We start from the raw sequence: 26,107 nt of genomic DNA, 5'->3' as shown, positions 1-26,107 counted from the left end.
TGTAGAGACGTAAGGTATTGCGTCTCTACATAGGATTAAAATATGTATTTCAGCATGGCGCCTGAATAGAATGTAATCTTCGGGGATGGATTGTAGGCCAGGGGCCGGTTGTTGGCGGGGTTAGCCAGATTCAGAAAAACCAATGAGGAGTACGTACTACTCAGCATATTGTCCGAACCCACATACACATCCAGGTTGAAATGACTCCCTAAGCCACTACGATAACCAAGTTTCCCGTTAACAAGCGTGTAAGCCGGAGCAAAATGATTATTGGGTAGGTTAATAGGCATTTTATCGACATACATCATGGTTCCGTTCAGGTAGAACCCCGAGCGGATTTCCAGATCAACACCGGCATTCAGCAGGTTTGGCGCAATACCCGACTCTTTCTTCCCGGTGTAATCGACCGTTCTGCTGTCGCTGTTGTTGTCACTTTTGTACTCCTTGTAGTAAAAGTCGCTATAGGTATACGACACAAACGGACGAATCAGGGAAACAGCTCCGGCAGTTGGGCGGTAGACGTACTGAATAGCCAGCTCCAGTCCGTTGTGCTGCACTTTTCCGGCGTTGGTCGTTATCGAATAGGCCGGTACGGTTGGGGTGGCCGCAAATCCCTGCGGGACGAGTTTGTCCGTTACGGCCATCGTAAAGTAAGCAACTTCGTAAGTGAGCGATTTATTCAGGAAGCTCCCTTTGCTGCCAATTTCGTAGTTGGTGCCTAACTCGGGCCGAAGATCATAATTGACGACGCCCGTTTGTGCGACAACGACCTGATTAGTCCCCGGTGCAGAATATCCCTGACTGACACTGCCGTACAGCGACACATTGTTAGTGATCTGGTAAGCCAGCGCAGCCCTTGGCGACACGATAGGCGTAAATCGCTTATAGCCAGATACATTGACGTATAGAGGTGTTGTGGTGGCGGCCCGCATATCGGTAATACCATACTCGACGTAATTAAGCCCCACCCCTGCCGATAACGTCAGTTTGGGCGCTATTTGCAGGGCGGCCTGAGCGAACACACTGTACTGCATGGCCTGTACTTCCAGATCAGAGCGGAGTGCGCCCAGAACACCATTCGAAAGACCATATCCTTTGGCGTAGTTGAAGTTCTTTAAAAACTCGCCCCCAAAACTGATCGTTGGCCGGAACGGGCTGGCGTCGTTACTGTACGTGAATACGGTACGGCCTCCGAACTTGAATTTGTTTGTCTTGTTCACCCCAGCGGCAAAGGGCTGGTCAATGATCTGTCCACCAACAAACAGAGTTGTTTTGTTAGCGAACCGGTCTGTAAACTGATAGTTGTGGCTCAGGCCAACCCGCGCACTTTCCGTTTTGATGCTGGCATTGTTGCTGACATAGGCCGGGTCGGAGCTTTCCGGTTGTTCCAGGATAGCCACACTATCTATTTCTCCAGCCAGCAGGTCATACGAATTGGTGTACCCGACAAAGACTGACATCGACCGTTTGGCACTCATGTAGGTGTCGCTGGTGATGCTCAAAAAGTCTTTTTGTGAACCGCCGTGCACCCGGAACCCATCGTATTTCTGATGGCCATAGTTGATGTTCAGACTGGTATTATCTGATCCTGTTTTTATAGATGTGTTTGTCCGGAATAGGCCATATGATCCGCCTAAAACCTGCTGACTGATACTCGTTTTACCAATTGGCGCCCGTTCGGTATAGAAGTTAACGACGCCACCAATCGCATTACCATACGCACTCGATCCGGGTCCTTTCAATACCTCAACCCGGCTAAGGGTCGTAAAATCAATGTCATCAAGGAACGTAGTGCCGTCGCCGTCTGTCAGGGGAATGTCGTTCAGGTAGGCTTTATAGCCAACTCCGTTGAAGTTGGTCTGGTTGCCATATCCACGAATAACAATCCGGTTGCCGGCGGCAATGGTCCGCATCTCTACTTTCACCCCGGGAATCAGGTTCACATAATTCTGGAGGTGAATCCCGCTGGTTCGCTGAATATCCCGACTGGTGATCAGCCCCACCGCTCCGGCCGTACGTTGAATCGTCTGGGGCGTTGAGTAACCCGCCACGATTACTTCGTTCAGGTCGGTGTTGGATGGGTCCAGCTCAATTGTCAGTCGGCTTGTGGTTGCTTTGACACCGACCGTAAGCGTCTGGTAGCCAATAGCTGAAACCTGGAGTTGATCCCCTTCGTTGGCCGACAGGCTAAATTGACCTTTATCGTCGGCTGTTGTACCACGTGTTGTACCACTAATCAGTACCGATGCGCCGGTAATAGGCTGAGAATTAGTCGGATCAACAACCCGGCCCGTTATGGTCATCTGGGCATAAAGCGCCGGGCAAACGGAGGCAGCGAGGAGCAGCGTGAGAATAAATTTTTTATATAGAAATTTCATGAGTAGTTCAATAAAATTAGACGTAGAATCCTGTTGGAAAGGGCGTACCTCTCCTGTTAGCGGGAAATTAGACAGTCGGAAAAAGTTGGATTCTACAAATTAGGCGGAGGGGAAAGTACGTCTAGCTCCGGACGTGCTGCCCGAACCAGACAGTACTGAAAAGTCGGCTGAAGATCGCGTATCATAGCCACCGGAAGCTGGCTAAATTCGGTCAGATAAGGCAGATCGAAAATGGTTCGCCATTTTATCAGCTTACGTCTGCTAACGGGTCTGGAACCGAGGGTCTGATCGGCATGAGCCGTTTCTTCATACAGCCAGGGAGCCTCTTGTTTTAGCTCCGTTTCGGCATCGTCGCGAAAGCCATATACATACAACGTGTCGGAGCGAATCTCGCGATACAGCACATCGACCATCTGACCCATCCACTCAAATTCACCCTCCGTTGCCAGGAAATCGGTTTGGTGAGATAATTCGGCTTTAGGAACGCTGATACGTATCAGCCTGTCGGAAGGGAAGTACGTTTGATGGGTGAACGCCCATTTGGCCATAAACTCCCGGGCATAGTAGTGACCGTAAAGGCCTATCAGAGCCAATATCGCCGTCACCAGCAGGATACGCGTTAGAGTGATACGCCCAATAGACATTTGCTTTTGTTAGGTCCTTTTCTTGACAAGGCAAGTGGGTTTTTAATTTGGCCTCCTCTTGCTCTGAATCGCCGGTTTGAGCGCATTCAGCGCTTTCAACTGCTCGGCCAGGCTTTTCGACAAACTGTTATACTGATCAATCTGTTGCCTGGTCGGTTTCGAATCATCGGACTCAACAAACCCACCCAGTGCCGTAAACTTCGTATTCAGCCGAACGGGGTGATTCGTTAAATCCTGATTGGCTTTCGCCCGAAACTGGTACAAAGCATCTTCAATACGTAGCAATTTATCGTTTAACTCCCTGATCGACTGGTCATCGGATCGACCTGTGCTGTCTAACTGTTGGCGCATCTGCCGAATCGTTAAGACGCCGTTACGTAATTCATTCAGTCGTTCCCGAATTTTGATGAGCATATCGAACTGTTCTTTAAACTCGGCCGGTGTCGTCTCGATTCGCGGATCTTTACTGATTTCGAAGTTCTGGACGTATGTTTTCCCATCCACTGTCAACTGGGCCTTATACGTACCCGGCATGGCCAGCGGGCCTCTGGCACGTCCGTGCGTCACCGAATTGGGCAACGCAATCGGGTCCGGATAGCGCATATCCTCCCAAACAAACGCATTGCCGCCTGCTTCGGCGGGCAACATAGTTTCCTTGCGGGCTGGCGCTTTCGGCTGACGCATTTCCGCTAAACCGGACGAATCTTTCGGGGTCGTTGCCGAAATAGCCTGAGGTGTCGTGGTGCTGGGAACGGCGCTTTTGTAAGATTTAATGAGCAGTCCGCTGGAGTCAAAGAAATCGAGTAAAATCTGGCCCTTCGGTTTTTCGGGCAAATAATAAACGACCTTAACGCCATTGGGTGGATTTTTCCCTAATTCCGTACTCCCATTCGGCACGGGTTTTATGGCGGGGTCGAGGCCCGCTTTAAACCGTACGGTTGGCCGGGGTTTGAACAGGTGAACGGCTGATTTTTGGACGTCATCGGTCAGTTGATGCAAAATGGTCAGGTCGTCCAGAATCCAGAACGAACGCCCATGCGTGGCCGCCACCAGATCATTATCCTGAATCGCCAGATCGTGGATAGGTACCACCGGCAGGTTCAACTGGAGGGATTGCCAGCGTCCGCCATCGTTGAACGAAACATACATGCCTTTTTCGGAACCCGCATACAGCAATCCCCGCCGTTTGGGATCTTCGCGAACGACCCGAACGAAATCATCGTCGGGGATGCCCTGCGTAATTTTTGCCCAGGTTTTGCCGTAATCGCTGGTTTTGTAAACGTACGGGTGGAAGTCATCCTGCTTGTACTTCAGTGCCGCTACGTAGGCCGTAGCCGGATCATGTGGCGAAGGATCAATGATGCTGATCCGGGCGAACGCTGGCATGTCTTTCGGCGTAACATTTTTCCAGGTTTTGCCATTATCCTGCGACAGTTGCACGTATCCATCATCCGATCCCGACCATAAGACACCCGCTTTTTTCGGTGATTCGGCCAGCGCAAAAATCGTTCCGTACCACTCCACACCCGTGTTGTCCCGTTTTATGGGTCCCCAGTCTTTCCCAATCGACTGGTCGTCCAGTGTGGGTGTTTTTTCGAGTGTGGCCGGATCAGAACGCGACAGATTGGGACTGATTACCTGCCAGCTCGCGCCCTGATCGGTTGACCGGTGAACGTACTGCGACGTAGCATACAGTATTTTGGGATTATGGGGCGACACCAAAACGGGGTACGTCCACTGGAAGCGATAGGCAAGATCGGCTGACCCGTAGCCGTACATATCATCCGGAATAACTGATACGTCTTTGAGCTGGTTGGTCTTCTGATTCAGGCGGGTAAGCCAGTGGTGATTAGCCGCAAAAATCATCGACGGATCATTTTTATCGAAAGCGATATAGCCCGATTCGCCCCCACCCACATCGTAGTTTTCGTTGGGATAAATGGCACCATAATCCGAGCGGCTGGGAACGGAAATCGTTGAATTGTCCTGTTGTGCGCCATAAACCCGATACGGAAATTTGTTATCGGTAATGACATGGTACATCTGGGCCGTTGGCTGGTTGTAGATGGTCGACCACGAATTCCCCCCATCGAACGTAACGGTGCCACCGCCGTCATTGGCCTGCACCATTCGTTTGGTGTCGTTCGGATCAATCCAGAGCTGGTGGTTATCGCCATGCGGAGGGTCTACTTTTTTGTACGTTTTCCCGCCATCGCTCGATTTCCACATATCGATATTGAGCACCCAAAGTGTTTCAGGGTCTTTGGGATCGGCCGCAAGGTGATGATAATACCAGGGCCGCTGGAACAGGTCGGCAAACTGACTGACGACCTGCCAGGTAGCGCCCGCGTCGTCGGTTCGGTAGACGCCCGTCTGTTCGTTTTCGGCTTCGATAATCGCCCAGATACGGTCGGGCTTTGACGGCGAAAGTGCCAGTCCGATACGTCCCCGATTGGTGCCGGTGGGTAACCCTTTATTCCGGGTAATGTCGGTCCAGGTAGTGCCGCCATCCGTCGATTTATGAATGCCCGCACCCGGTCCGGCGCTACGTACGCCCCAGGGGAAACGGCGAAATTCGAACGTAGAGGCATACAAAGTTTTAGGATTCGCCGGATCGATCGTCAGGTCGATAGCACCGACGTTCGGATTTTTGTATAAGACTTTTTGCCAGCTTTTTCCACCATCGGTTGTGCGAAAGACGCCCCGTTCTTCATTCGGGCCAAAGGCATGACCTAGGGCGGCTACGTAAACGATATCGGGATTCGTTGGATCAACAATGACTGAACCAATGTGGTACGTATCGGCAAGGCCAATGTGGGTCCAGGTTTTGCCCGCATCCGTCGATTTGTACATGCCATCGCCGTGGGCCAGATTTCCCCGCAAGGTATGCTCCCCCATCCCAACGTAAATGATATTGGGATTGGATTTCGCCAGCGCAATGGCACCAACGGAACCTGTTTTGAAAAAGCCATCCGATATATTCTGCCAGGTAATGCCCCCGTTTTCGGTTTTCCAGACGCCCCCGCCGGTGGTGCCCATGTAAAACACCAGTCGTTCGGTGGGATGGCCCGCCACGGCCACCGAACGTCCGCCACGAAATGGACCAATGTTCCGCCACTGCATAGCTTTCATAACCGATACGTTGACCGACGTTGGGTCCTGAGTCGTTTTAACGGACGTTGATTGCGCCGTTACCTGGAAGCTGCTTAAAAATAGGGTTAGACCAACTACAGCGAAAAGCATACATAGTGTTTCTCTTTGACGTGAAAAGCCTTTGTCTGTCAGTATAGTAAGATCAACAAATATGAACATAACGCGAGTGGGTAAAAATACATTGGCACTAGATTACATACCAATCTTGGCGGTTTTTGTAAGCTTATCTAACTCAGTCAATTGCTTGCTCAGATCGCCCGATAACTCCTCGTACACCTTGTAGGAACCATCGGTTGGCTTGGCATCACCGTTTTCTATACTCCGCCAGAGGGCTGCCAGCCGGTTATTCAGTTTGATCGGGAAGTTCAGCGGGTCCTGCCCGCTCTGATTCCGAATCTGATACAGATTTTCTTCGATGATGCTTAGTTGTTCCTTTAGCTTCTTGTTGGCGGGATTTTCGGGTTGCTTCGTCAGTTTCTCCTTCATGGCCCGAATCTGAATCACCGCATCGTTGGCTTTGCTGGTCTCATCTCTCAGTTTCATGGCCATCTTGAACTGCTCCTGCACATCAGCCGTCGTGACGCCCTTCAAGCGGGGGTCAAGTCTGATCTCAAACGGCTGTGTACTGGATTGGCCGCCCACCGTAAGCCGGACCTGATACTGGCCGGGTAAGGCCAGCGGGCCAGAGGTTGGACGTGCACCCCACATAATCATGCCTTTGAAATACGTAGCACCCGGATAGCGAAGATCCCATTCGTACCGGTTCAGCCCGGCAGCTGTTGTTGGTAGCTTAACCCGAGGCTTGCCCGGCTCATCGTCATCATCGTCCTCGCCAATTTTCGGGTTCGTTGGTTTATTACCGGTAAAGCTCTGTATAACCATTCCGGCAGCATCCAGAATTTCGACTTTCACGCTATCGGCCTGTTTCGCCAGATAATACTGAAAAACAGCCGGTTGCACCCGACGAACGGCATAGTACGGCTTGAACAGATGGACACTTTTCTTGGCCAGATCGGGTGTAAATTCGCGAACCGGGGCGATGTCGTCCAGTACGTAGATCGACCGGCCATGCGTACCAATCACTACGTCCTTTTCCGTAACCTGTATGTCCGCGATCTGGGTATCGGGCAATTTTAGTTGCAGCGGTTGCCAGGTGTCGCCATCCGTAAACGATACCCAAATGCCATGTTCCATACCCGCGTAGAGCAGGCCAGGACGGGTAATATCTTCCCGGATCGAATGCGCATAATCATCTGACCGCAGGCCCGTAATGATCTTCTTCCAGGTTTTGCCGTAATCATTCGTTTTATAGATATAAGGCGTCCGGTCGTCCATCTGGTAGCGTTTAGCCGCTACGTAGGCCGTGCCGGGTTTGTGCCGCGATGCCTCAATAATGCTCACGCGGGTATGTTTGGGCAAATCCGGCGGGGTGATATTCTGCCAGCTTTTACCGTGGTCTCGGGTGATGTGAATGAGTCCATCATCGGAACCGGCCCAGATCGTGTTGACATCGTGGTAGGAAGGAGCCAGGGCAAAAACGGTCGCGTAGATTTCGGGGCCGTTCATGTCCATCGTGATGACGCCCCCACTTTTGCCTAGCGTCGTCGTATCGGCTAAGGTCAGATCCGGACTAATTTTCGCCCAACTCTGGCCTTCATTGGTCGATACCCAAACGTGTTGTGAACAAACGTAGAGTCGGTTCGGATCTTTAGGCGAGAACACGATGGGGTATGTCCACTGCCACCGCTCGGGCAGCGCACTGGCCGGTTCACCAGAAAAGAAGCGAGGATACACCTGCACATCGCGGGTTTGACCCGTCGACCGGTCATACCGTGTTAACAAAGCCCCCTGGCTGCCCGCATAAAAAATGTCAGGGTTCTTCGGGTCCTGAGCAATGTAGCCACTTTCGCCACCACCTACTTCGTACCCCCATTCACTTTTTTTGATGCTGTTGCTTTTCACTACCTGATTCGTCCAGCCCTCGCTGGCCACCGCAACCGTCGTATTGTCCTGCTGGGCACCGGCAATGTGGTAGGGAAAATCGCTGGTGGTCGTGATATGATACAATTGCGCTGTCGGGAAATTTTCGTCGGTCCAGGTTTTGCCACTGTTGACCGACACCGCTCCACCGCCGTCGTTGGACGTGATCATACGGGTTGAATCGGCGGGGTCGATCCAGAGATCGTGGTTATCGCCATGAGGAACGGTGATGGTTTTATTGAATTTCACCCCGCCATCTGACGATTTATAAAATCCAACATTCAGGCAATACACGCCATTTTTATCGAGCGGATCGGCATAAATACGGGAATAATAAAAGGCCCGCTGGCGGAGTTTCCGTTCGTCATTGACGTGCTTCCAGGTCATGCCGGCATCATCGGATCGGTAGACGCCCCCGTCTTCGGCTTCGACAATGGCCCAGACGCGGTTTGGATCAACTGGTGAAACGGTCACGCCAATTTTACCGACCGTTCCTTTAGGCATGCCGGGTTTGCGGGTCAGTTCAGTCCAGGTATCGCCCCCATCGGTTGATTTAAACAGGCCCGATGCACCACCCCCGCCCCACATTTTCCAGGGTTTTCGATAGACCTCCCAGATTGAAGCATAGAGGGTGTTTGGGTTCTTTCGGTCGATGATAATATCGACACCGCCCGCCTTGTCACTTTTATAGAGCACCTTTTTCCAGGTCTTGCCCCCATCGGTCGTTCGGAAAATTCCCCGCTCTTCGTTCGGGCCGTAAGGATGTCCCAGAGCCGCTACGTAGACAATATCCGGGTTTGTCGGGTGAATACGGACACGGGCAATCGCCTGTGTGTTTTTCAGGCCGATATTGGTCCAGGTTTTCCCCGCGTTCGTTGTTTTATAGACCCCATCACCCTGCATGATGTTGCCCCGAAGCTGGGTTTCACCAGTTCCGATGTAGACGATGTCTGGATTAGTTTCGGCGACGGCTACAGCGCCCACTGATGAACTGTTCAATTGTCCATCCGTAACTGGCGCCCAGCTTTGGCCACCATCGGTTGTTTTCCATAACCCTCCTCCCACGGCACCAAAATAATACTCCAGTTTACGACCAGGCGACCCTGCGGCTCCCAGCGATCGCCCACCCCGTGTGGGTCCAATATTACGCCAGGACATGCCCTTGAATACAGGATTAACTGCCGTATCAGCAACCGTCTTTTGCTGTGCCCAAAGCTGAATGTTTACAAATGTGCTGCCAGCGACAACGAAAAGAATAAAGGCAAAATGCTTCATTAGAAGAGGATTAGTATGACAATAAGTTGATCATTTAGCGCCTTTGGCGGAATGAGCACATCAGGTGACGGATGCGTATCGATCAGATAGGGATAGAACAAGCAAACTTAGGGAAGTCCAATCCAAATACGGTACGGATAAGCAAAGAAATGTATTCTGATTTTTTACAATATGCCAAATTTTAATTTAAACTAATTATCATTTATTCGTTATTTGAATTAAAATGAGACATTAGAGGGAAATAATATATTGAATCAGTGGATTTTTTTACAGTAAATTTGACAACCGTCGTGGCCCCTTTAATTTAGCCCTACTAAGTCAGGCAACTTTATTCAATTGTTCTGGAGAAGGTTTCCAATCGCTAAAAACGCCCTATTTATCGTCACTTTTCTTTCTATGTTCTCGCTTTCCGACAAAACCGTTTATAGCCTACACCGAATTTCGGGTCTGGTGGGTGGCCTATTTATTCTGATCATTACCATTACCGGTTCAATCCTGGTTGTTGATAAACAGCTCGATAACTTACTGAACCCGAATCAGGTCAATATTGAAGTCGTTGGCAAACGCCTATCCTACAACCAGTTGCTGGCAAAAGTGAATCAGCAATATCCCTCAGCTCAACTGCTTAGGCTCCAAGTAGCCGATACGGATAAAACAAGGGCTACCCGAGTGGATTTGATCGATCAGGGTGTTTGGAAATGGGTGGTGCTGAACCCGTATACCGGCGCTGTTATCAGTACGCGCAATGCCGATGCCACGCTTGTCCGACGAGCGCGGGAACTTCACGAAAATCTGCTTCTGGAGCCCGTTGGCGGGTTTGTTATGGGGTTAGCGGGCATTTGTTTACTGGCATCTGTACTAACGGGAACCTGGTATTATCGACGGTCGCTACTGAGCGTTTTCAAAATCGGCGTTCGATGGAATAAATCGGCACGTATCGTATATGCTGACATTCATAAATGGCTTGGCGTAGTTGCCCTTCTTTTTATGCTAATGATGAGTGCAACGGGTATTTTCTTTCACTGGGAGCAAATTGAACGCAAATTCGGTGACGGCGCTCCACAAAACCAATCCCAATCTTCATCGATCCCGCTTTCAGCAATTTCAGTCGATACTGCCCTTGCCGCTGCCAGGGCGTCCATTGCTAATTTCCAGCCTGAGCTAATTGATTTTCCTAAACCAGGCGACACTACGTTAGTGATTCGCGGAAATATGCCAGGTAGTATCCGTATGCTGGGTAAGTACAATGTTTCGGCTACGATGGATGCTCGAACCGGTCAATATGTGAGCGGCTTCAACGCGCGGGACGCCGATCTGGAATACATCGCCGAACACATTTTCGAAGAACTGCATTTCGGCCGCTACGGTGGCTGGATTTCTCAGATAATCTATATTCTTCTGGCACTGGCGACAGCCGTCGTTACAGTTACAGGTCTGATCATCTGGTTTCTAAAGCGGAACTAACCGCACGTTTTCTAATGGGTATTTTCATGGGCACAAAGCGTCTATTGGGGTCGCTTATTCTATTCGTTTCACTGGCTAACCTTCAGGCACAACCCTTCACGCCCAATCTATTTAATGCCATGAAGTGGCGGATGATTGGGCCGCATCGGGGTGGCCGTACGGTTGGGGCAGCGGGCGTGCCGCAACAACCAAATGTTTTTTACATCGGTGTCAACAATGGGGGTGTCTGGAAAACAACGGATTATGGACGTACCTGGATTCCCATTTTCGATGATCAGTCCACCGGTTCTATTGGTGACGTAGCGGTGGCACCCTCAAACTCCAATGTTGTTTACGTAGCGAGTGGCGAAGGGCTCCATCGCCCGGATTTATCAGTGGGCAATGGGATGTACAAATCGACCGATGCGGGCAAAACCTGGACGCACCTGGGCTTAAGCGATGGTCAGCAAATTGGCGGTATATCCATAGATCCCACTAATGAAAACCGTGTTTTTGCCGCTGTATTGGGGCATCCCTACGGTCCGAATACCGAACGGGGTGTCTATCGCACCACAGATGGCGGTAAAACGTGGGAAAAAGTACTGTATAAAGACCAGGATACGGGAGCCATTCAGGTAACCATCGACCCCAAAAATCCAGCGATTGTTTACGCTGATCTCTGGACAGCACAGGAAGGCCCATGGGAAAATGGTGCCTGGCAGGGAAAGGAAAGCGGTCTATATAAATCAACAGATGGTGGCACAAGCTGGCAAAAACTTACCAAAGGCCTGCCCACAGTTGAGCAGGGACTGGGGCGCATTGGGTTTTGTATCGCGCCCAGCGCCCCCAATCGGCTCTACGCTACCGTCGATGCGCCCGAACTTGGCGGGGTCTATCGATCGGACGATGCAGGCGAAACCTGGACACGCTTCAATAAAGATCCTCGATTATGGGGCCGTGGCAGCGATTTCGCCGAAGTAAAAGCGCATCCTACCAACCCCGATATCCTATTCATTGCCGATGTATCTGCGTGGAAATCTGAAGATGGGGGCAAAACCTGGAATGATTTTCGGGGCGCACCGGGTGGCGACGACTATCACCGGCTCTGGATCAATCCGAACGACCCCAACATGATGTTGCTGGCTGGCGATCAGGGAGGGATCATTACAGTAAATGGCGGCCAAACATTTAGCTCGTGGTACAACCAGGCAACAGCGCAGTTTTACCACGTGAGCACCGATAACAGTTTCCCCTATAACGTACTTGGTGGCCAGCAGGAAAGCGGATCGGTAGGCATTGCCAGCCGGGGCAACGATGGGCAGATTACCTTTCGGGAGTGGCATCCAGTAGGTGTCGAAGAATATGGCTACGTAGCCGCCGACCCACTCAACCCCAATATTATTTATGGGGGAAAAATCACCAGATTCGACAAACGAACCGGCCAGGTGCAGAACATCGCGCCCGAAGCGGTACGTAGTGGTAAGTACCGATTTGTGCGGACGGCCCCAGTTCTGTTTTCGCCCATTGATCCAAAAACGCTTTATTTTGCAGGCAACGTACTGTTTAAAACACAGAACGGTGGAAACGCCTGGCAGGTAATCAGTCCCGATCTCACCCGCGAGACCTATCCTGACATTCCCGAAAGCGTGGGAACATATAGAACCGAGGCTATGAAAACTATGCCTCAACGGGGCGTTATTTATACTATAGCCCCGTCGTTCAAGGACGTGAATACGATTTGGATCGGCACTGACGATGGCTATATTCAGGTCACCCGCGATGGAGGTAAAGCCTGGAAGAATGTGACTCCTGTCGGTGTTGGTTCCTGGAGTAAAGTGTCAATTATGGAGGCTGGGCATTTCGATGTAAATACCGCTTATGCCGCCGTGAATCGCATCCGGTGTGATGACATGCGTCCACACATCTATCGGACACACGATGGGGGTAAAACGTGGCAAGAGATCGTAGTCGGTTTACCCAACGATCCAATTAATACCGTTCGCGAAGACCCTGTCCGTAAAGGCTTGTTATTTGCCGGGTCAGAAACCGCTGTTTACATCTCGTTTGATGATGGCGATCACTGGCAGTCGCTTCGACTGAATATGCCTGCTACGTCGATTCGTGATCTGGTCATAAAAGACGATGATCTGGTAATTGGCACCCACGGCCGGTCGTTCTGGATTCTGGACGATATTAGCCCTTTGCGCCAGTTGACTACCGATCTGACAAAAAATGCTACTATTCTTTATAAACCTCAACGGGCTTACCGCGTTCGGTGGAACATGAACACTGATACACCACTCCCGCAGGAAGAACCGGCTGGGCAAAACCCACCAGATGGGGCGATCATTAATTACTACCTCGCTACAGAGGCTAACTCAATTGTTACGCTGGACATCCTGGATGCAGGCGGTAACGTAATTCGTCAATACCGCAGTGATGAAAAGCCCTACAACGTACCGGATGTGAATCTGCCGTCGTACTGGATTCGGCCGCAGCAAATTTTATCGGGCAAGGCGGGTGCCCACCGCTTTCTATGGGATATGCATTATACCCCGCTGGATATGCCACCTTCGTATCCAATTTCGGCTACGTATCATCAGACGGCTCCCGACCCTACATCGCCCTGGGTGCTGCCCGGAACCTATACAGTTAAACTGACAGTCAATGGTAAAGTAAATACCCAACCGCTTACCATCACAATGGACCCGCGTAGTAAGGCAAGTCCGGTTGTATTGAAGCAGCAACATGACCTGTCGGTAGCTGCCTACGAAGGCCGGAAACAGGTAATTGGATTATTGGGCGAAATGCAGAAAATACAAACCCCTGCTGCTTCTGACACGCAGAAAAAAAGTCTCAATGCCCTCAAAACCAGTTTAACAAGTTTGAATCGGGCATTCAACTCTATCTTTGGCGTGCTTCAGGATGCCGACATGCCACCAACCACGCAAGCGATAGCGGCTGTCAACGAAGCACAGACTACCTTGAAAAAAATGGTAGCTCAGTGGACGCTTCTTAAAAATAACAAGTAGTATCAAACTAGCTACCTACGATGTTGGCGCATCGGCCGCTCAGGTACTCAGAACAACAAAAAAGGTTGTCTAAACCGCTGATCAGCGGTTTAGACAACCTCATGTAACGTAGAGTGACGTCGAAAATGTTTGTTTATGGGATAATTGCCGGTATATGTTGCTCGGTTACAAGCCTGTTGAATTCAGGCACCTCTCGCTCGATAACTTCCTTCAATTGTCCTATTGATGTATTAACCTGCTTTTCCAGCGTTTCATACACTACGTAAGACGACTTGGTTGGCTTCGTATCAGCCGAAGACACAACCGAGCTAACACCTGACATTTTATCGTTCAACCGGATTGGATACGCTAATGCATCCTGACCTGCTTTCGACTTGGGCTGCATCATGGTCGATTCCAGCTTATCCAGTTTGTCCAGAATAGGTTGCGTCACTTTCTTGAACTTAGCGATCGTTACGGTGTCTTTAACCTCTTTCATGTAGCTGCTGATCTGGTTCCGAATCTGGCGTAGTTTGTTGATCGACTTGTGCGTCTCCGACAACTTATTGTTGATCTTCATCAACAGATCGAACTGTTCCTTATAATCAGCGTCGGTCAGTTTAAGACGTGGATCTTTCAAGATTTCAACTGGTTGTTCAGCCACCAGCGAGTCGCCCAGCAACAGCCGAACTTTGTATTTTCCGGGCACGGCCTTCGCGCCAATGCCCCGACCCGTCCACATGACGTTGATGCCATCGACGGCCGTTACGTCCGGGTAGCGCATGTCCCACACAAAGGCATTCATACCTGCCACCGCCGGAGCCGTTCCGGGGCGCATCATGGCTGGATCGTTGTAAAACTCTTTCGCAATTTTCAGCGGCTGTCCTTTTTTGTCTTTCGTGCTCGAATACGTAATGATTGTATCGTTCGTGCTGGTCATAAACAGCAACTTCAATTCTTTTGTCGGTGCCTTTTTCAGGTAATACCGAACAATGACTCCATTCGGCGCATTTTCACCTTCGTCCAGAATCGGGCCACCCCGGCCACCGCCCGCACCACCTTCCATGCGATAAGCCGGGCGGGGTTTGTATAAATGGGCCGTTTTTTTGATTAGCGCGGGCTGCTGATCAGCGATTTCGTGCAACGGCGTTACGTCATCCATAACCCAGAACGAACGTCCGTGCGTAGCAATGACCAAATCCTTATCGCGTTTGTGAACCTGCAAGTCGCGGACCGGCGTAACCGGTAAATTCAAACTCAGCTTTTGCCAGGACGCTCCATCGTTGAAGGAAACGTAAATACCGCGTTCGGTACCGGCATATAACAAGCCAGCTTTGTTCGGGTCTTCGCGCACAACGTGGCAATAGTCATCAGCAGGTATACCCGCCGAGATCGACGTCCAGGTTTTACCATAATCCGTAGTCTTGAACATATACGGTTTGCGATCACCCGACATATAGCGTTTAGCGGCCAGATACGCCTTGCCTTTCACATGATCGGACGGGTGTACCATGCTCATGATGGCCCACTCCGGCAGCATGGACGTTGGGGGCGTGATTTTCTGCCAGCTTTTGGCCCCGTCGCGGCTGATGTGCATCAAGCCGTCGTCAGAACCCGCCCAGAATATGTCTTTCTCCACCGGTGATTCGGCGAAGGTAAATATCGTTGGAAACGTCTCGGCACCCGTATTGTCTTTCGTGATTGGGCCACCCGTATCACCCTGCGTTTTGGGGTCGTTGCGGGTTAAGTCGGGGCTGAGGTCCTCCCACGAATGCCCATAATCCATACTCCGGTGTACGTACTGCGACGTAACGTAGAGCGCTTTACTGTCGTGCGGAGAGAACACAATGGGGAACGTCCATTGAAAGCGATACTTCCGATCGGATGAAGGCGCCCCCATGCTGTAATCAGGGTACACGTTAATCCGCTGGTTCTGGTCCGTATCCTTGTCGTATCGAGTAATCAATCCGTCGTAGCTACCACCAAATGTAATTTGTGAGTTGTTGGGGTCCGGTGTAATGTAACCCGACTCACCACCCGCCACTGTATACCAGGCACTTGGCCCAATGGAGAATTCCGTTGTCCGGCTGGCAATGCGAATGGCCGAGTTATCCTGCTGAGCGCCATACAAATTATACGGGAAATCATTATCCAGCGAAACGTGGTAAAACTGCGACGTCGGAATGTCGATGTCCGAGAACGTAGCACCGCCATTGTAAGTCACTTCGGCACCACCGTCATCGGCGATAATGAAGTTCTGGGCATTTTTTGGATTCCACCAGATATCGTGCGTATCACCGTGGTGAACCTCTATAGTCTTAAATGTCTTCCCACCATCATACGACTTCAGCGCATTCACGTTCAGAATAATGAGGCCATTCTCATTCTGCGGATCGGCGGCCAGCATCATGTAGTACCAGGGGCGCTGCCACAGGTTTTTGTCTTCGTTGATCAACTGCCAGTTCTCGCCCGCGTCATCGGAGCGATACAAACCACCTTTCGCATTTTCAACCATGGCATACAGGCGATTGGAGTTAACCGGCGAAACCGTGATACCAATCTTACCCAGCAAGCCTTTCGGCATACCTGGCTTATCATGCAGGCTGGTCCACGTATCGCCCCCATCGGTTGATTTATACAAGCCACCGCCCGTTCCACCGCTACTCATCATGTAGCTGTTCCGGTACGCCTTCCACATGGACGCGTACAGAATCGACGGATTATTGGGATCAAGTTCAATGCAGGCCGCACCTATACTGTCGCCTTTAGCCAGAATATGTTTCCAGGTTTTACCCCCGTCGATGGTCCGAAAAACGCCCCGTTCCTTGTTTGGCACAAATGGGTTTCCCAGCGCACCGACATAGGCGATATCAGGATTTTTAGGATGTATTTCGATGTTACTCACGGCATCGGCCAGCTTCAGCCCCACGTGTTTCCAGGTTTTTCCGGCATCTGTTGACTTGTAGATACCGTCACCGTTGGCGATGTTGCTACGGATATCCGGTTCACCCATACCTACATAAATGATGTTTGGGTCAGACTGGGCAACGGCAATAGCGCCTACCGAACTGGATTTAAACGTACTATCTGAAATACTGTTCCAGTTGGCACCGCCATCGGTCGTTTTCCAGACGCCACCGCCCGTAGCGCCAAAGTAGTAGGTAAGTGGCTGGTCGGAATGACCCGCTGCTGCCAGCGAGCGCCCACCCCGAAACGGACCAATGTTCCGCCATTTCAAGCCATTAAAGAGACTGTCGGAGGATGGCTGAACAGACGCAGCCGTCGGTTTAGGTTTTCGTTGAGCCAGTGCAGGGTCGGTAAGCAGTAGGGCCGCTACCACAGCTCCGGCAAAGGAAGTAAAGTAATGAGACATAGAGATTGGGTTAAGTAATTTCCCCGCGGCAGGGCGAGGGGCTTGATCAGCAATTAAATTCTCGGATACCTGGAGTGGTTGAGAACTTCCTGTTGAGGAATTGTTAGGGAGAGTTCATGTACAGGGCTGCGTAGTTTGGCTTATGGTACAAGAAAAAAAAGTGTATTCCTATTGGCAAGCATACCAGGCTCAGCAGTACCTCCAGAGTTACAGAATTACTATCGTCGCTGGGTATAGCTGTACGTTAACTACTTGTGCATAGGGCACACAAGCCAGGTTTGGGTAGGCGAAACGCCATGCCTGACTCCGCTTGACTGGAAACGGTCATTGTGATCCTTTTTTGGGAAATGGGTCCAAAAAATCTACTTATACCAATACGTCAATCTACACCTTCCGCAAACCCGATTCAAATATTCATTACTATTTTCAGTAAACCCAATTTTAATAATTATTTAATCTAATATTAAAACCAATCGACAGTAAAAATTATATAAATAAATAAAATAGTTCTAAAACAACCACAACTAGAAATTACTCTAGCATTAATTACAACTGCTTTTAACAGTATAATCGACGATAAATACGACCAGCATTTCTGAAGAAGGCTAAGTGATTTTGTGGGATAAAATTTGCGTTACCTACGGCGAGTCCCTACATTAGCAAGCGAAAATCCTTTGCCATTCCGCATTTAGCAAAATACTATTTTGCCTACGCATAAAATAGTATTTTCTTGTTTTATGTCTATTCTTGGATAAGAATAGGGCAATACGGTTTTGCACTACCCTCGATACTACGTGTTAATAGTGCGCTTATTCTTTTTTAGACAAATTCCAAACTGTAACTAGTGTGGACTAAAAATCGTCGGCTTATATCACCCTTTTTTAATCTAGTTTTAATCTAAAAATCGCCTTATGGCAGCAGTCTACATTATGAGACAAACATCTCTACTCATTTTCCTATTGTGCCTGTCAACCATGTCCCTGTTTGGTCAGACGCGTACGCTTACTGGCAACGTAACCAACAGCGAAGACGGCACCGACTTGCCAGGCGTAAACGTGGTTTTGAAAGGGACAAGTACGGGGGTAACCACCGATGCCAGTGGGGCGTTCAAGCTGGCCGTTCCAAATCAGGGGGGAACGCTACTCTTCTCATCGATCGGATTTCAGGCGCAGGAAGTAGTTATTGGCAACCTCAGTAAAGTGACGATCAAACTGTTGCCCGACACCAAGCAACTGTCGGAAGTGATCATCACGGGCTACGGCACTCAAGCGCAGAAAACGTTAACGGGCTCCATCGCGTCGGTGAGTGGTAAATCCATCGAAAACATCCCGGCACCCAGCAGCGATCAACTTCTGCAAGGGCGCGCGGCCGGTGTTCAGGTAAGCGCCAATTCCGGTACGCCCGGTGGCGGGATGCAGGTACGCGTACGGGGGACTACCTCCATCAATGGCTCCAGCGACCCTTTATACGTAGTAGATGGTATTCCTATACAGTCTAATAACCTGTCTGGTATTGGGCTGGGCGGTAGTACCACGAATCCGATCGCGGATATCAACCCGGCCGATATTGCCTCGATGGAAATCCTCAAGGATGCCTCGGCAACCGCTATTTATGGCGCCCGGGCAGCCAACGGGGTCGTGCTGATTACCACCAAGCGCGGTGCCAACAAAAAAGCAAAGATCAGTTTCGGTACGTATCAGGGTACGCAACAATTGTGGCGCAGACCCGCTGTTGTTGACGGTCCTACGTTTGAAACACTCATTAACGAAGCGAACGTAAACAACGGGCAACGGCCCACGTATGCGAATCCGGCTGGTACGACAAACAGCAACTGGAGCGAACGCATTTTTCAGGATGGCGCACTTCGTAACTATGATTTGTCAATTGCCGGGGGCAGCGAGAAAGTGCAATACCTGGTTTCGGCCAATAATTTCTTTCAGGAAGCGGTCGTAAAGGGATCAGACTTCAAACGAACCAGTGGACGTGTCAATCTTGATTTTACACCGATTGACAAGGTCAAGGTAGGAACGAGCGTCCTGTTCGCCCGAAGCACGCGCAATCTCATCCGAAGCGACGATAATATATCCGGTGCCTTGTCGGGTGCATTCTTCCTGCCACCGAATCTGCCCTTTTATCAGGCCGACGGCTCCTACACTAAATTCGGTACGTTCGAGAACCCCATTGCCGCCGTTGAGAACAACAATATCAAGATGAATACGAATCGGTTTCTGGCCAACGTATATGCCCAATATGATATTCTACCCGGCCTGAATCTACGCAGTACCTTTAGCCTTGATTATTCGAACATTCAGGAAGACCTATACGACAACACGTTTCTGAATAACGGCGCTTCCCGTAACGGGTTTGGCCAATCGCTTAACTCGCGGGATAACAACTGGATTCAGGAGAACGTATTGACGTACCAGCGTTCGTTTGGCGATCATTCCATCAATGCGCTGGTTGGTACGTCTATGCAGGAATCAACCTTTGAGCGTACTACGGCCACTGGCGAGCAGTTTCCCAGCAATGACTTCACCCGCATTATTTCGGCGGCTGTGCAACGGGGTACATCTGAGGGCACCAGTTGGGGCATTTCTTCGCTGTTTGGACGTATCGTTTACGATTACAAAAGCCGGTACCTGGCAACGGTCAATGTCCGGCGTGATGGCTCCTCCCGCTTTGGCCGCGACAATCGCTGGGGTACGTTCCCATCGGTGGCTGTAGGTTGGTTACTCTCCGAAGAGTCATTTATGAAGGATATGTCGTTCCTGAACGTGCTTAAAATTCGGGGGAGTTATGGGCTTACCGGTAACCAGAGCGGTATCACCAACTTCCAGTCGATTGGCTTATGGGGGGGCAATCTGGACGATCTGGGTGCGCCGTCTGGTTCATCAGCTTACGTTGATCTGCCGGGCACGGCGCCTATCCAGTTGGCCAACCAGGATCTGAAATGGGAAACAACGACCCAAACCAACGTTGGTTTAGACTTGGGTATCATCAAGAATCGGGTGAAAATTACCGCCGACTACTACGTTAAAAACACGACCGATCTGTTGCTGGCCGTTCCGGTGCCGCGCACATCAGGGTTCAACACGTTGGTGCAGAACTACGGTGCCGTTCAAAATAAAGGGTTTGAACTGGGTATCAACGCTGACATTTTAAAAGGCGATGACCGAAAAATCGGCTGGAATGTGAACTTCAACATTGCCACCAACACGAACAAACTAACCAAACTGGCGGCCCCGTTTACGGTCTATAACCGGGACATCTACCGCTACGAGGAAGGCTATTCGATGTACTCGTTTTACCTGCACGAGCAAACGGGCGTAAATCCGGAAACAGGCGCACCCATTTGGACCGATGTAAACGGCGATGGCAAGTTTGACGCGAACGTTGACCGAAAAATTGTGGGCAATGCCAATCCTAAATTCTTCGGGGGCATCACAAATACGCTGAACTTCAAGGGTTTTGACCTGATGTTCTTCTTCCAGTATTCGTCGGGCAATAAACAACTGCACTGGAACCGATTCTTTGGCGAGCACGGCGGAACACGAAACACGAACTTCATGACCAGCCAGCTCGACCGTTGGCAGAAGTCGGGCGATCAGACAATGATCCCTAAAATGAGTGCCGAAAACTACGCGGGCAACCTTCGTCCATCGCGGTTTCTGGAAGATGGGTCGTATATGCGGTTGAAGAATATTTCGCTGGGGTATACACTGCCGAAACCGCTGCTGGATAAAATCCACCTGTCGAATTTGCGGATCTACGTGTCGGGGCAGAACGTACTCACGTTTACGAAATACACCGGCCTGGACCCCGAAATGACCGGTACCGCATCGACCAATCTGACTCAGGGAATCGAGTTCTTTACGATGCCACAACCGAAGGTATACATGGCTGGACTCAATGTTAGTTTCTAACTCCAATTGACGCTATTTTTTATGAATGGCTTCTTTATCAGGCCATTCACTAACCGACTTTGTATCATGAAACCTATTAATACACTTTTACTGGCAGGGCTGGTCAGCGTATTTTCTGCCTGCAACGTACTCGATCAGTTGCCACAGGCCGAAGTCGCCGAATCGATTGCCGTAACGAACAAAAAGGGAGCCAATGCAGCTCTGGCGGGCTTGTATAACCAGCTTCAGGACGGCAATTACTACGGCCGTAACTTTCAGCTGATCAGCGACGTAGCGTCCGACATTTCGCAGAGTGTGGGCACCTGGGATTTTTACCGGGAAATGGATACCTACGTAACGGCACCCGCCAATCGGGAAAACGCAGCGCTCTGGACACGCGGCTATCGGGCCATCAACATTGCCAATACACTGATCGCCAATGTGCCCAACCTGGCAGACCTGACCACTGCCGAAAAAAATGCGTTACTGGGCCAGGCATATTTCCTGAGAGGACTGGTTTATTTCGACCTGACCCGGGTGTATGCGGGCGTGCCCGACGTCGTAGGTACGTTGGGAATTCCCATTGTTCTGACGCCCTCCAAAACGGTCGATGAAACGTTGTATCCAAGTCGGCCTACCTTGAAAGCCTCCTACGATCAGGTGGAAAGCGATCTTATAAAATCGCTTGAATTGCTGCCGGAGGCCTATGCGTCGGATATCACCACACGGGCACAGGCGGTTAAAGGCACGGCCAAAGCCCTGCTCTCACGGCTTTATCTGTACCTTAAGCAACCTGCCAAGGTTTTGCAATACGCAAATGAAGTGATTGCCGACCCGAAATACGTACTGCAAACATCCTACGAAAGTATCTTCTCAGGGAAGTTCACCGCAGAATCTATCTTTGAACTAAACTTTGGCAGTACCGACCAGAGTGGTATGCGTAACTGGTATTTCCCATCGAGTCTGGGCGGTCGGGGTGACATTGCCATCCACGAAAGTTTTTACCAGGAGTTGATCGCCAACCCAAAGGACGTTCGGGGAAAAATGGTGGCCCGAGATAATACCGTAAACGTCTATTATTCAACTAAGTATCAAAAGGCGGGCAATATCGACAACGCCCACATCATTCGGATTGCGGAAATTTATCTGAACCGGGCCGAAGCGCGGGCGCAATCGGGCGATTTACCGGGCGCGCTGGCCGATCTGAATAAAATCAGAAACCGGGCCGGTGTTGAAAGTCTGACGGTTACGGGCGTCCAGCCAACCCTGGAAGCCATCTGGCAGGAACGTAAACTGGAACTGGCGTTTGAAGGTCACCGCTTTTTTGACCTCGTTCGTACGAACCAGGCATTGACGAAACTGGTGCAGGTAAGCCGGAAAAACGGGCCACCTGTTACGTTGAGCAATGTTGGTCGGCAAATCTTTCCAATTCCCCTGGCCGACATCGACTCGAACAAGAAACTGGTTCAGAACGACGGTTACAAATAGCCTGCTGGTTTAAACTATTTATTGAACGTAGTGGATGGCTTTCGGCTCGGTATAACCCCGGTGGGGTTATACCGAGCTAATGGGCAATTTGGATAACCAATATCCACAACCCTCCCTTATCAACTCAATCATACGGATTGAAAATCCTGATTATCATACTGCTGTTATTTTCGCTGGGCGTTCCTTTCTGGGGAACGTACACGATTCTGCAAGCCCAAAAAAAAGAGGTCAAAGAGGAGGTTACCGAGCAGCTTAGCAAGGGCATCGATACCAATGAACTTGTGCTGCTTAAATTTTCGGTTTCAGCCAGTAAAAAACAACTTCATTGGGAACACGATTGGGAATTTGAATATAAAGGTCAGATGTATGACCTGATCGAAACAACCGTAAAAGGCGACAGTATCTGGTATAAATGCCTGTGGGATAAAGAAGAAACCCGCCTGAACAGGCAACTCGAAAAGTTAATGACGTGGGTGGTCGGTTCCACTGCCGAAACAGGTGGCTCGGATGAGCAGTTTATTTTCTTGAAGCCGCTCTATTATCAGGAACTCACCCATTGGCAGGCAAGGTCGGCTTGTTTGTATATGGCCCACGTTCGTTACGATTTTACCAACCTTCCGCTAATACGTATCGCTCTGGCTCCGCCCCTTCTCCCGCCGGAAGTATAGTTTCATGTACTGGATTTACACTTGCTAGCGTCTGAAAATGAAGCCAGCTAAGCCTCTATTTATCTGCATGTTATGAAACTAATTCAGGAGAGATGAAAAAACATATAATTCTCGGCTTTTTGCTGGGCGCATGCCTCACAAGCTACGCTCAGGAGATAACTGTGAAAGATCAACAGGATTACAGACCGCTCGAACGGGCAACGCTTACGAGCGAAAACCCCAAGGCGTCAGCCGTTACGGACGCGAATGGGAAAGTAAATATTTCGGCATTTAAAGGCGCTACCCAAATTCAGGTTCGGACAGTTGGATACGAAACACAACTCCTGACGTATGATGAGTTAGCCAAACCTAACGGGTCTATCTACGTAAAACCAACCTATGTTTCGCTGGATCAGGTGGTGGTAACAGCCAACCGATGGAATCAGTCGAGACGTGATATTCCCGCTAAAATCACTACGATTTCAGCTAAGGACGTAGCCTTTCAGAATCCACAAACGGCGGCTGATTTGTTGGGTATGTCGGGCGAGGTGTTTATCCAGAAAAGTCAGCAAGGGGGCGGCAGTCCCATGATTCGGGGCTTTTCGACCAACCGGCTGTTGATCACCGTCGATGGTGTGCGCATGAATACGGCTATTTTTCGGAGTGGTAACCTGCAAAACGTGATCTCACTCGACCCGTTCGCAATCAGTAATACCGAAGTACTGTTTGGGCCGGGATCGGTCATGTACGGGAGCGACGCCATTGCGGGTGTGATGAGCTTTTACACGCTGACGCCCAAACTAGCAACGGGTGCCAAAACGTTCGTATCGGGTTCTGCCGTGGGTCGTTATTCGTCGGCTAATAGTGAACTTACGGGTCATGTTGATGTGAATGTCGGCTGGCAAAAGTGGGCTATCGCCACCAGTATATCCCACAACAATTTTGGCGATTTGCGCATGGGCACGAACGGCCCGAATGAGTACCTGCGGAAGGAATACGTGGAACGAATCGATGGGAAAGATGTGGTTATTACTAATCCCGATCCTCAGGTACAGCGTCCAAGTGGATATTCACAGATCAATTTGACTCAGAAAGTACGCTTCAAACCAAACGAAAAGTGGACGTTTGATTATGGGTTTCATTACTCGAACACCTCCGATTATGCACGCTATGACCGTTTACTGCGTTACCGGCGTAATCTACCCCGTAGTGCCGAATGGAATTACGGGCCGCAGGAATGGATGATGAACAACCTAACGATGACGCACACCAAATCGGCGGGTATCTACGATCAGATGGCGATTCGGCTGGCCCATCAGTTTTTTGAAGAAAGCCGGATTGACCGCGATTTAAATACGCCCCAGCGCCGGACTACGCTGGAGAAAGTCAATGCCTTCTCGGCCAGCGTTGATTTCAATAAGCAAGTTGACCAGAAACAGCGCGTATTTTATGGCGTTGAAGCAATCTATAACGATGTTATTTCCACCGCTACCAATCTGGATATTGTTACCAATGTTACGACACCCGGCGCTCCCCGTTATCCCAAATCGAACTGGGCGTCCTACGCGGCTTATCTGACGTATCAATTGAAAGCCAGTGATCAATTGACGTTTCAGGCGGGTGCCCGGTATAACCAGTTTGTCCTGAATTCTCAGTTTGAAACTACATTCTATCCGTTCCCATTTACCTCGGCGAAACTCAATAACGGAGCGCTTACGGGTAGCGCCGGACTCGTTTATAGCCCGTCGGAATCCTGGATGCTAAGTGCCAATTTGTCGACAGGTTTCCGTTCACCAAACGTAGATGACATCGGCAAAGTATTCGATTCGGCACCCGGTTCGGTCGTGATTCCCAATCCGTCACTAAAAGCCGAGTATGCGTATAACGCGGAGATTGGCATCGCCAAAACAATTGGCAATTCGGTGAAAGTGGACGTAACGGGCTATTATACCTTGCTGGACAATGCGCTGGTACGACGCAACTTTACGCTGAACGGTCGCGACAGCATCGTCTACAATGGTGAACTCAGTCAGGTACAGGCGATCCAGAACGCAGCGCAAGCCAGGGTGTATGGGTTGCAGGCCGGTCTCGAAATCAACCTGCGAAATGGTTTCCGGTTAGCGTCGCAGTTTACGTATCAGAAAGGCGACGAAGAACTGGATGATGGCACAACCAGCCCCATCCGGCACGCGGCTCCTTATTTTGGCATTACCCGGCTCAGTTATACAGCGAACCGGCTACGGGCTGAGCTATATGGCGTATATAACGGCGGTGTGACGAACAAAGGATTAGCGCAGGAAGAACAGGGCAAAGATTACATGTATGCTATAGACGCTGATGGAAAGCCGTATTCGCCAAGTTGGTACACCCTCAATGTAAAGGCTCAATACCAGCTCCTGAATTACCTGTCGATCAACGCTGGGCTGGAAAACTTGACCGATCAACGATACCGGCCTTATAGCTCAGGGCTGGTGGCACCGGGTCGAAACCTGATTGTTTCTATACGAGCTACGTTCTAGCGTTGATGAATCGCCGGGTTAAAACCCGGCGAATAAACGCTAACCCGGTTGCGAAGTGTGTAGCCATTATGAATATCCAGATCAGACATTACCTGACTCGGATCTTCATAACTGAAAAGAACACGAAAGACAGCGGTTTCTTGCCCTTGCTCACTGTATTGGAAACGATTGAGCAGGTTGTGAATATGGTCTTGCATAGTTGTCAATTTTCATCCAAAATTGACAACTTATAGCAGTATAAGACAGGAAAAGGCCAGAGCATTGCCCCGGCCTTTTCCTGTCTTTATTGAAGGT

At 50.2% G+C, this 26,107-nt stretch carries 12 protein-coding genes; 6 read left to right on the top strand and 6 right to left on the bottom strand.

Annotated elements, in window-relative coordinates:
* Positions 1 to 35: 35 nt before the first annotated feature.
* The 4 genes from BM202_RS19520 to BM202_RS19505 all read right to left on the bottom strand — a co-directional run bounded on the left by BM202_RS19520 (position 36) and on the right by BM202_RS19505 (position 9,430).
* On the bottom strand, positions 36 to 2,378 hold the full coding sequence (locus BM202_RS19520) for a TonB-dependent receptor (protein WP_093829183.1): 2,343 nt from the start codon (positions 2,376 to 2,378) through the stop codon (positions 36 to 38).
* Between the two features lie 92 nt (positions 2,379 to 2,470).
* Positions 2,471 to 3,022 carry a hypothetical protein gene (locus BM202_RS19515; protein WP_093829181.1) on the bottom strand — a complete coding sequence of 184 codons (552 nt, stop codon included), beginning with the start codon at positions 3,020 to 3,022 and terminating at the stop codon, positions 2,471 to 2,473.
* Between the two features lie 42 nt (positions 3,023 to 3,064).
* Entirely contained in the window at positions 3,065 to 6,265 is a 3,201-nt protein-coding gene (locus BM202_RS19510; protein WP_143100715.1) for a WD40/YVTN/BNR-like repeat-containing protein, read from the bottom strand.
* A 102-nt stretch (positions 6,266 to 6,367) separates the two neighbouring features.
* The gene (locus BM202_RS19505; protein WP_093829179.1) at positions 6,368 to 9,430 is read right to left on the bottom strand and encodes a VPS10 domain-containing protein; all 3,063 of its coding nucleotides are present in this window, start codon (positions 9,428 to 9,430) and stop codon (positions 6,368 to 6,370) included.
* A 396-nt stretch (positions 9,431 to 9,826) separates the two neighbouring features.
* Between BM202_RS19505 and BM202_RS19500 the strand changes: the two genes are divergently transcribed.
* Together BM202_RS19500 and BM202_RS19495 are read left to right on the top strand one after the other, a co-directional pair.
* Complete coding sequence (locus BM202_RS19500) at positions 9,827 to 10,894, top strand: PepSY-associated TM helix domain-containing protein (RefSeq protein WP_093829177.1); 1,068 nt, start codon at positions 9,827 to 9,829, stop codon at positions 10,892 to 10,894.
* 14 nt (positions 10,895 to 10,908) lie between these two features.
* Positions 10,909 to 13,905 (top strand): WD40/YVTN/BNR-like repeat-containing protein, encoded by a 2,997-nt coding sequence (locus BM202_RS19495; RefSeq protein WP_245776717.1) that lies wholly within the window; start codon positions 10,909 to 10,911, stop codon positions 13,903 to 13,905.
* Between the two features lie 133 nt (positions 13,906 to 14,038).
* Here the strand turns inward: BM202_RS19495 and BM202_RS19490 are convergent, their stop codons facing one another.
* Positions 14,039 to 17,257 (bottom strand): WD40/YVTN/BNR-like repeat-containing protein, encoded by a 3,219-nt coding sequence (locus BM202_RS19490; protein ID WP_093829175.1) that lies wholly within the window; start codon positions 17,255 to 17,257, stop codon positions 14,039 to 14,041.
* Between the two features lie 929 nt (positions 17,258 to 18,186).
* Here BM202_RS19490 and BM202_RS19485 point away from each other — a divergent pair.
* From BM202_RS19485 to BM202_RS19470, 4 genes are all read left to right on the top strand, one after another.
* A complete protein-coding gene (locus tag BM202_RS19485; protein ID WP_093829262.1) occupies positions 18,187 to 21,180 on the top strand; it encodes a SusC/RagA family TonB-linked outer membrane protein in 2,994 nt (997 codons plus the stop codon).
* A gap of 66 nt (positions 21,181 to 21,246) precedes the next feature.
* Positions 21,247 to 22,647: a RagB/SusD family nutrient uptake outer membrane protein gene (locus tag BM202_RS19480; protein WP_093829173.1), complete on the top strand. Its 1,401-nt coding sequence runs from the start codon at positions 21,247 to 21,249 to the stop codon at positions 22,645 to 22,647.
* Between the two features lie 137 nt (positions 22,648 to 22,784).
* On the top strand, positions 22,785 to 23,315 hold the full coding sequence (locus BM202_RS19475; RefSeq protein WP_093829171.1) for a hypothetical protein: 531 nt from the start codon (positions 22,785 to 22,787) through the stop codon (positions 23,313 to 23,315).
* Between the two features lie 92 nt (positions 23,316 to 23,407).
* On the top strand, positions 23,408 to 25,813 hold the full coding sequence (locus tag BM202_RS19470; RefSeq protein WP_093829169.1) for a TonB-dependent receptor: 2,406 nt from the start codon (positions 23,408 to 23,410) through the stop codon (positions 25,811 to 25,813).
* Here the strand turns inward: BM202_RS19470 and BM202_RS19465 are convergent.
* A complete protein-coding gene (locus BM202_RS19465) occupies positions 25,810 to 26,010 on the bottom strand; it encodes a hypothetical protein (RefSeq protein WP_093829167.1) in 201 nt (66 codons plus the stop codon). The two genes, BM202_RS19470 and BM202_RS19465, sit on opposite strands and share 4 nt — an antisense overlap.
* Between the last annotated feature and the right edge of the window lie 97 nt (positions 26,011 to 26,107).

Origin of the sequence: Spirosoma endophyticum (genome assembly GCF_900112365.1) — a bacterium.
Classification (GTDB): domain Bacteria; phylum Bacteroidota; class Bacteroidia; order Cytophagales; family Spirosomataceae; genus Spirosoma; species Spirosoma endophyticum.
This window is presented reverse-complemented; position numbering and strand designations above follow the sequence as displayed.

Bases quoted from the DNA above. Each gene is read 5' to 3' on its own strand.
- BM202_RS19520 (WP_093829183.1), bottom strand. From the start codon at position 2,378: ATGAAATTTCTATATAAAAAATTTATTCTCACGCTGCTCCTCGCTGCC.
- BM202_RS19490 (WP_093829175.1), bottom strand. From the start codon at position 17,257: ATGTCTCATTACTTTACTTCCTTTGCCGGAGCTGTGGTAGCGGCCCTA.
- BM202_RS19510 (WP_143100715.1), bottom strand. From the start codon at position 6,265: ATGCTTTTCGCTGTAGTTGGTCTAACCCTATTTTTAAGCAGCTTCCAG.
- BM202_RS19465 (WP_093829167.1), bottom strand. From the start codon at position 26,010: ATGCAAGACCATATTCACAACCTGCTCAATCGTTTCCAATACAGTGAG.
- BM202_RS19515 (WP_093829181.1), bottom strand. From the start codon at position 3,022: ATGTCTATTGGGCGTATCACTCTAACGCGTATCCTGCTGGTGACGGCG.
- BM202_RS19500 (WP_093829177.1), top strand. From the start codon at position 9,827: ATGTTCTCGCTTTCCGACAAAACCGTTTATAGCCTACACCGAATTTCG.
- BM202_RS19495 (WP_245776717.1), top strand. From the start codon at position 10,909: ATGGGTATTTTCATGGGCACAAAGCGTCTATTGGGGTCGCTTATTCTA.
- BM202_RS19480 (WP_093829173.1), top strand. From the start codon at position 21,247: ATGAAACCTATTAATACACTTTTACTGGCAGGGCTGGTCAGCGTATTT.
- BM202_RS19470 (WP_093829169.1), top strand. From the start codon at position 23,408: ATGAAAAAACATATAATTCTCGGCTTTTTGCTGGGCGCATGCCTCACA.
- BM202_RS19505 (WP_093829179.1), bottom strand. From the start codon at position 9,430: ATGAAGCATTTTGCCTTTATTCTTTTCGTTGTCGCTGGCAGCACATTT.
- BM202_RS19485 (WP_093829262.1), top strand. From the start codon at position 18,187: ATGAGACAAACATCTCTACTCATTTTCCTATTGTGCCTGTCAACCATG.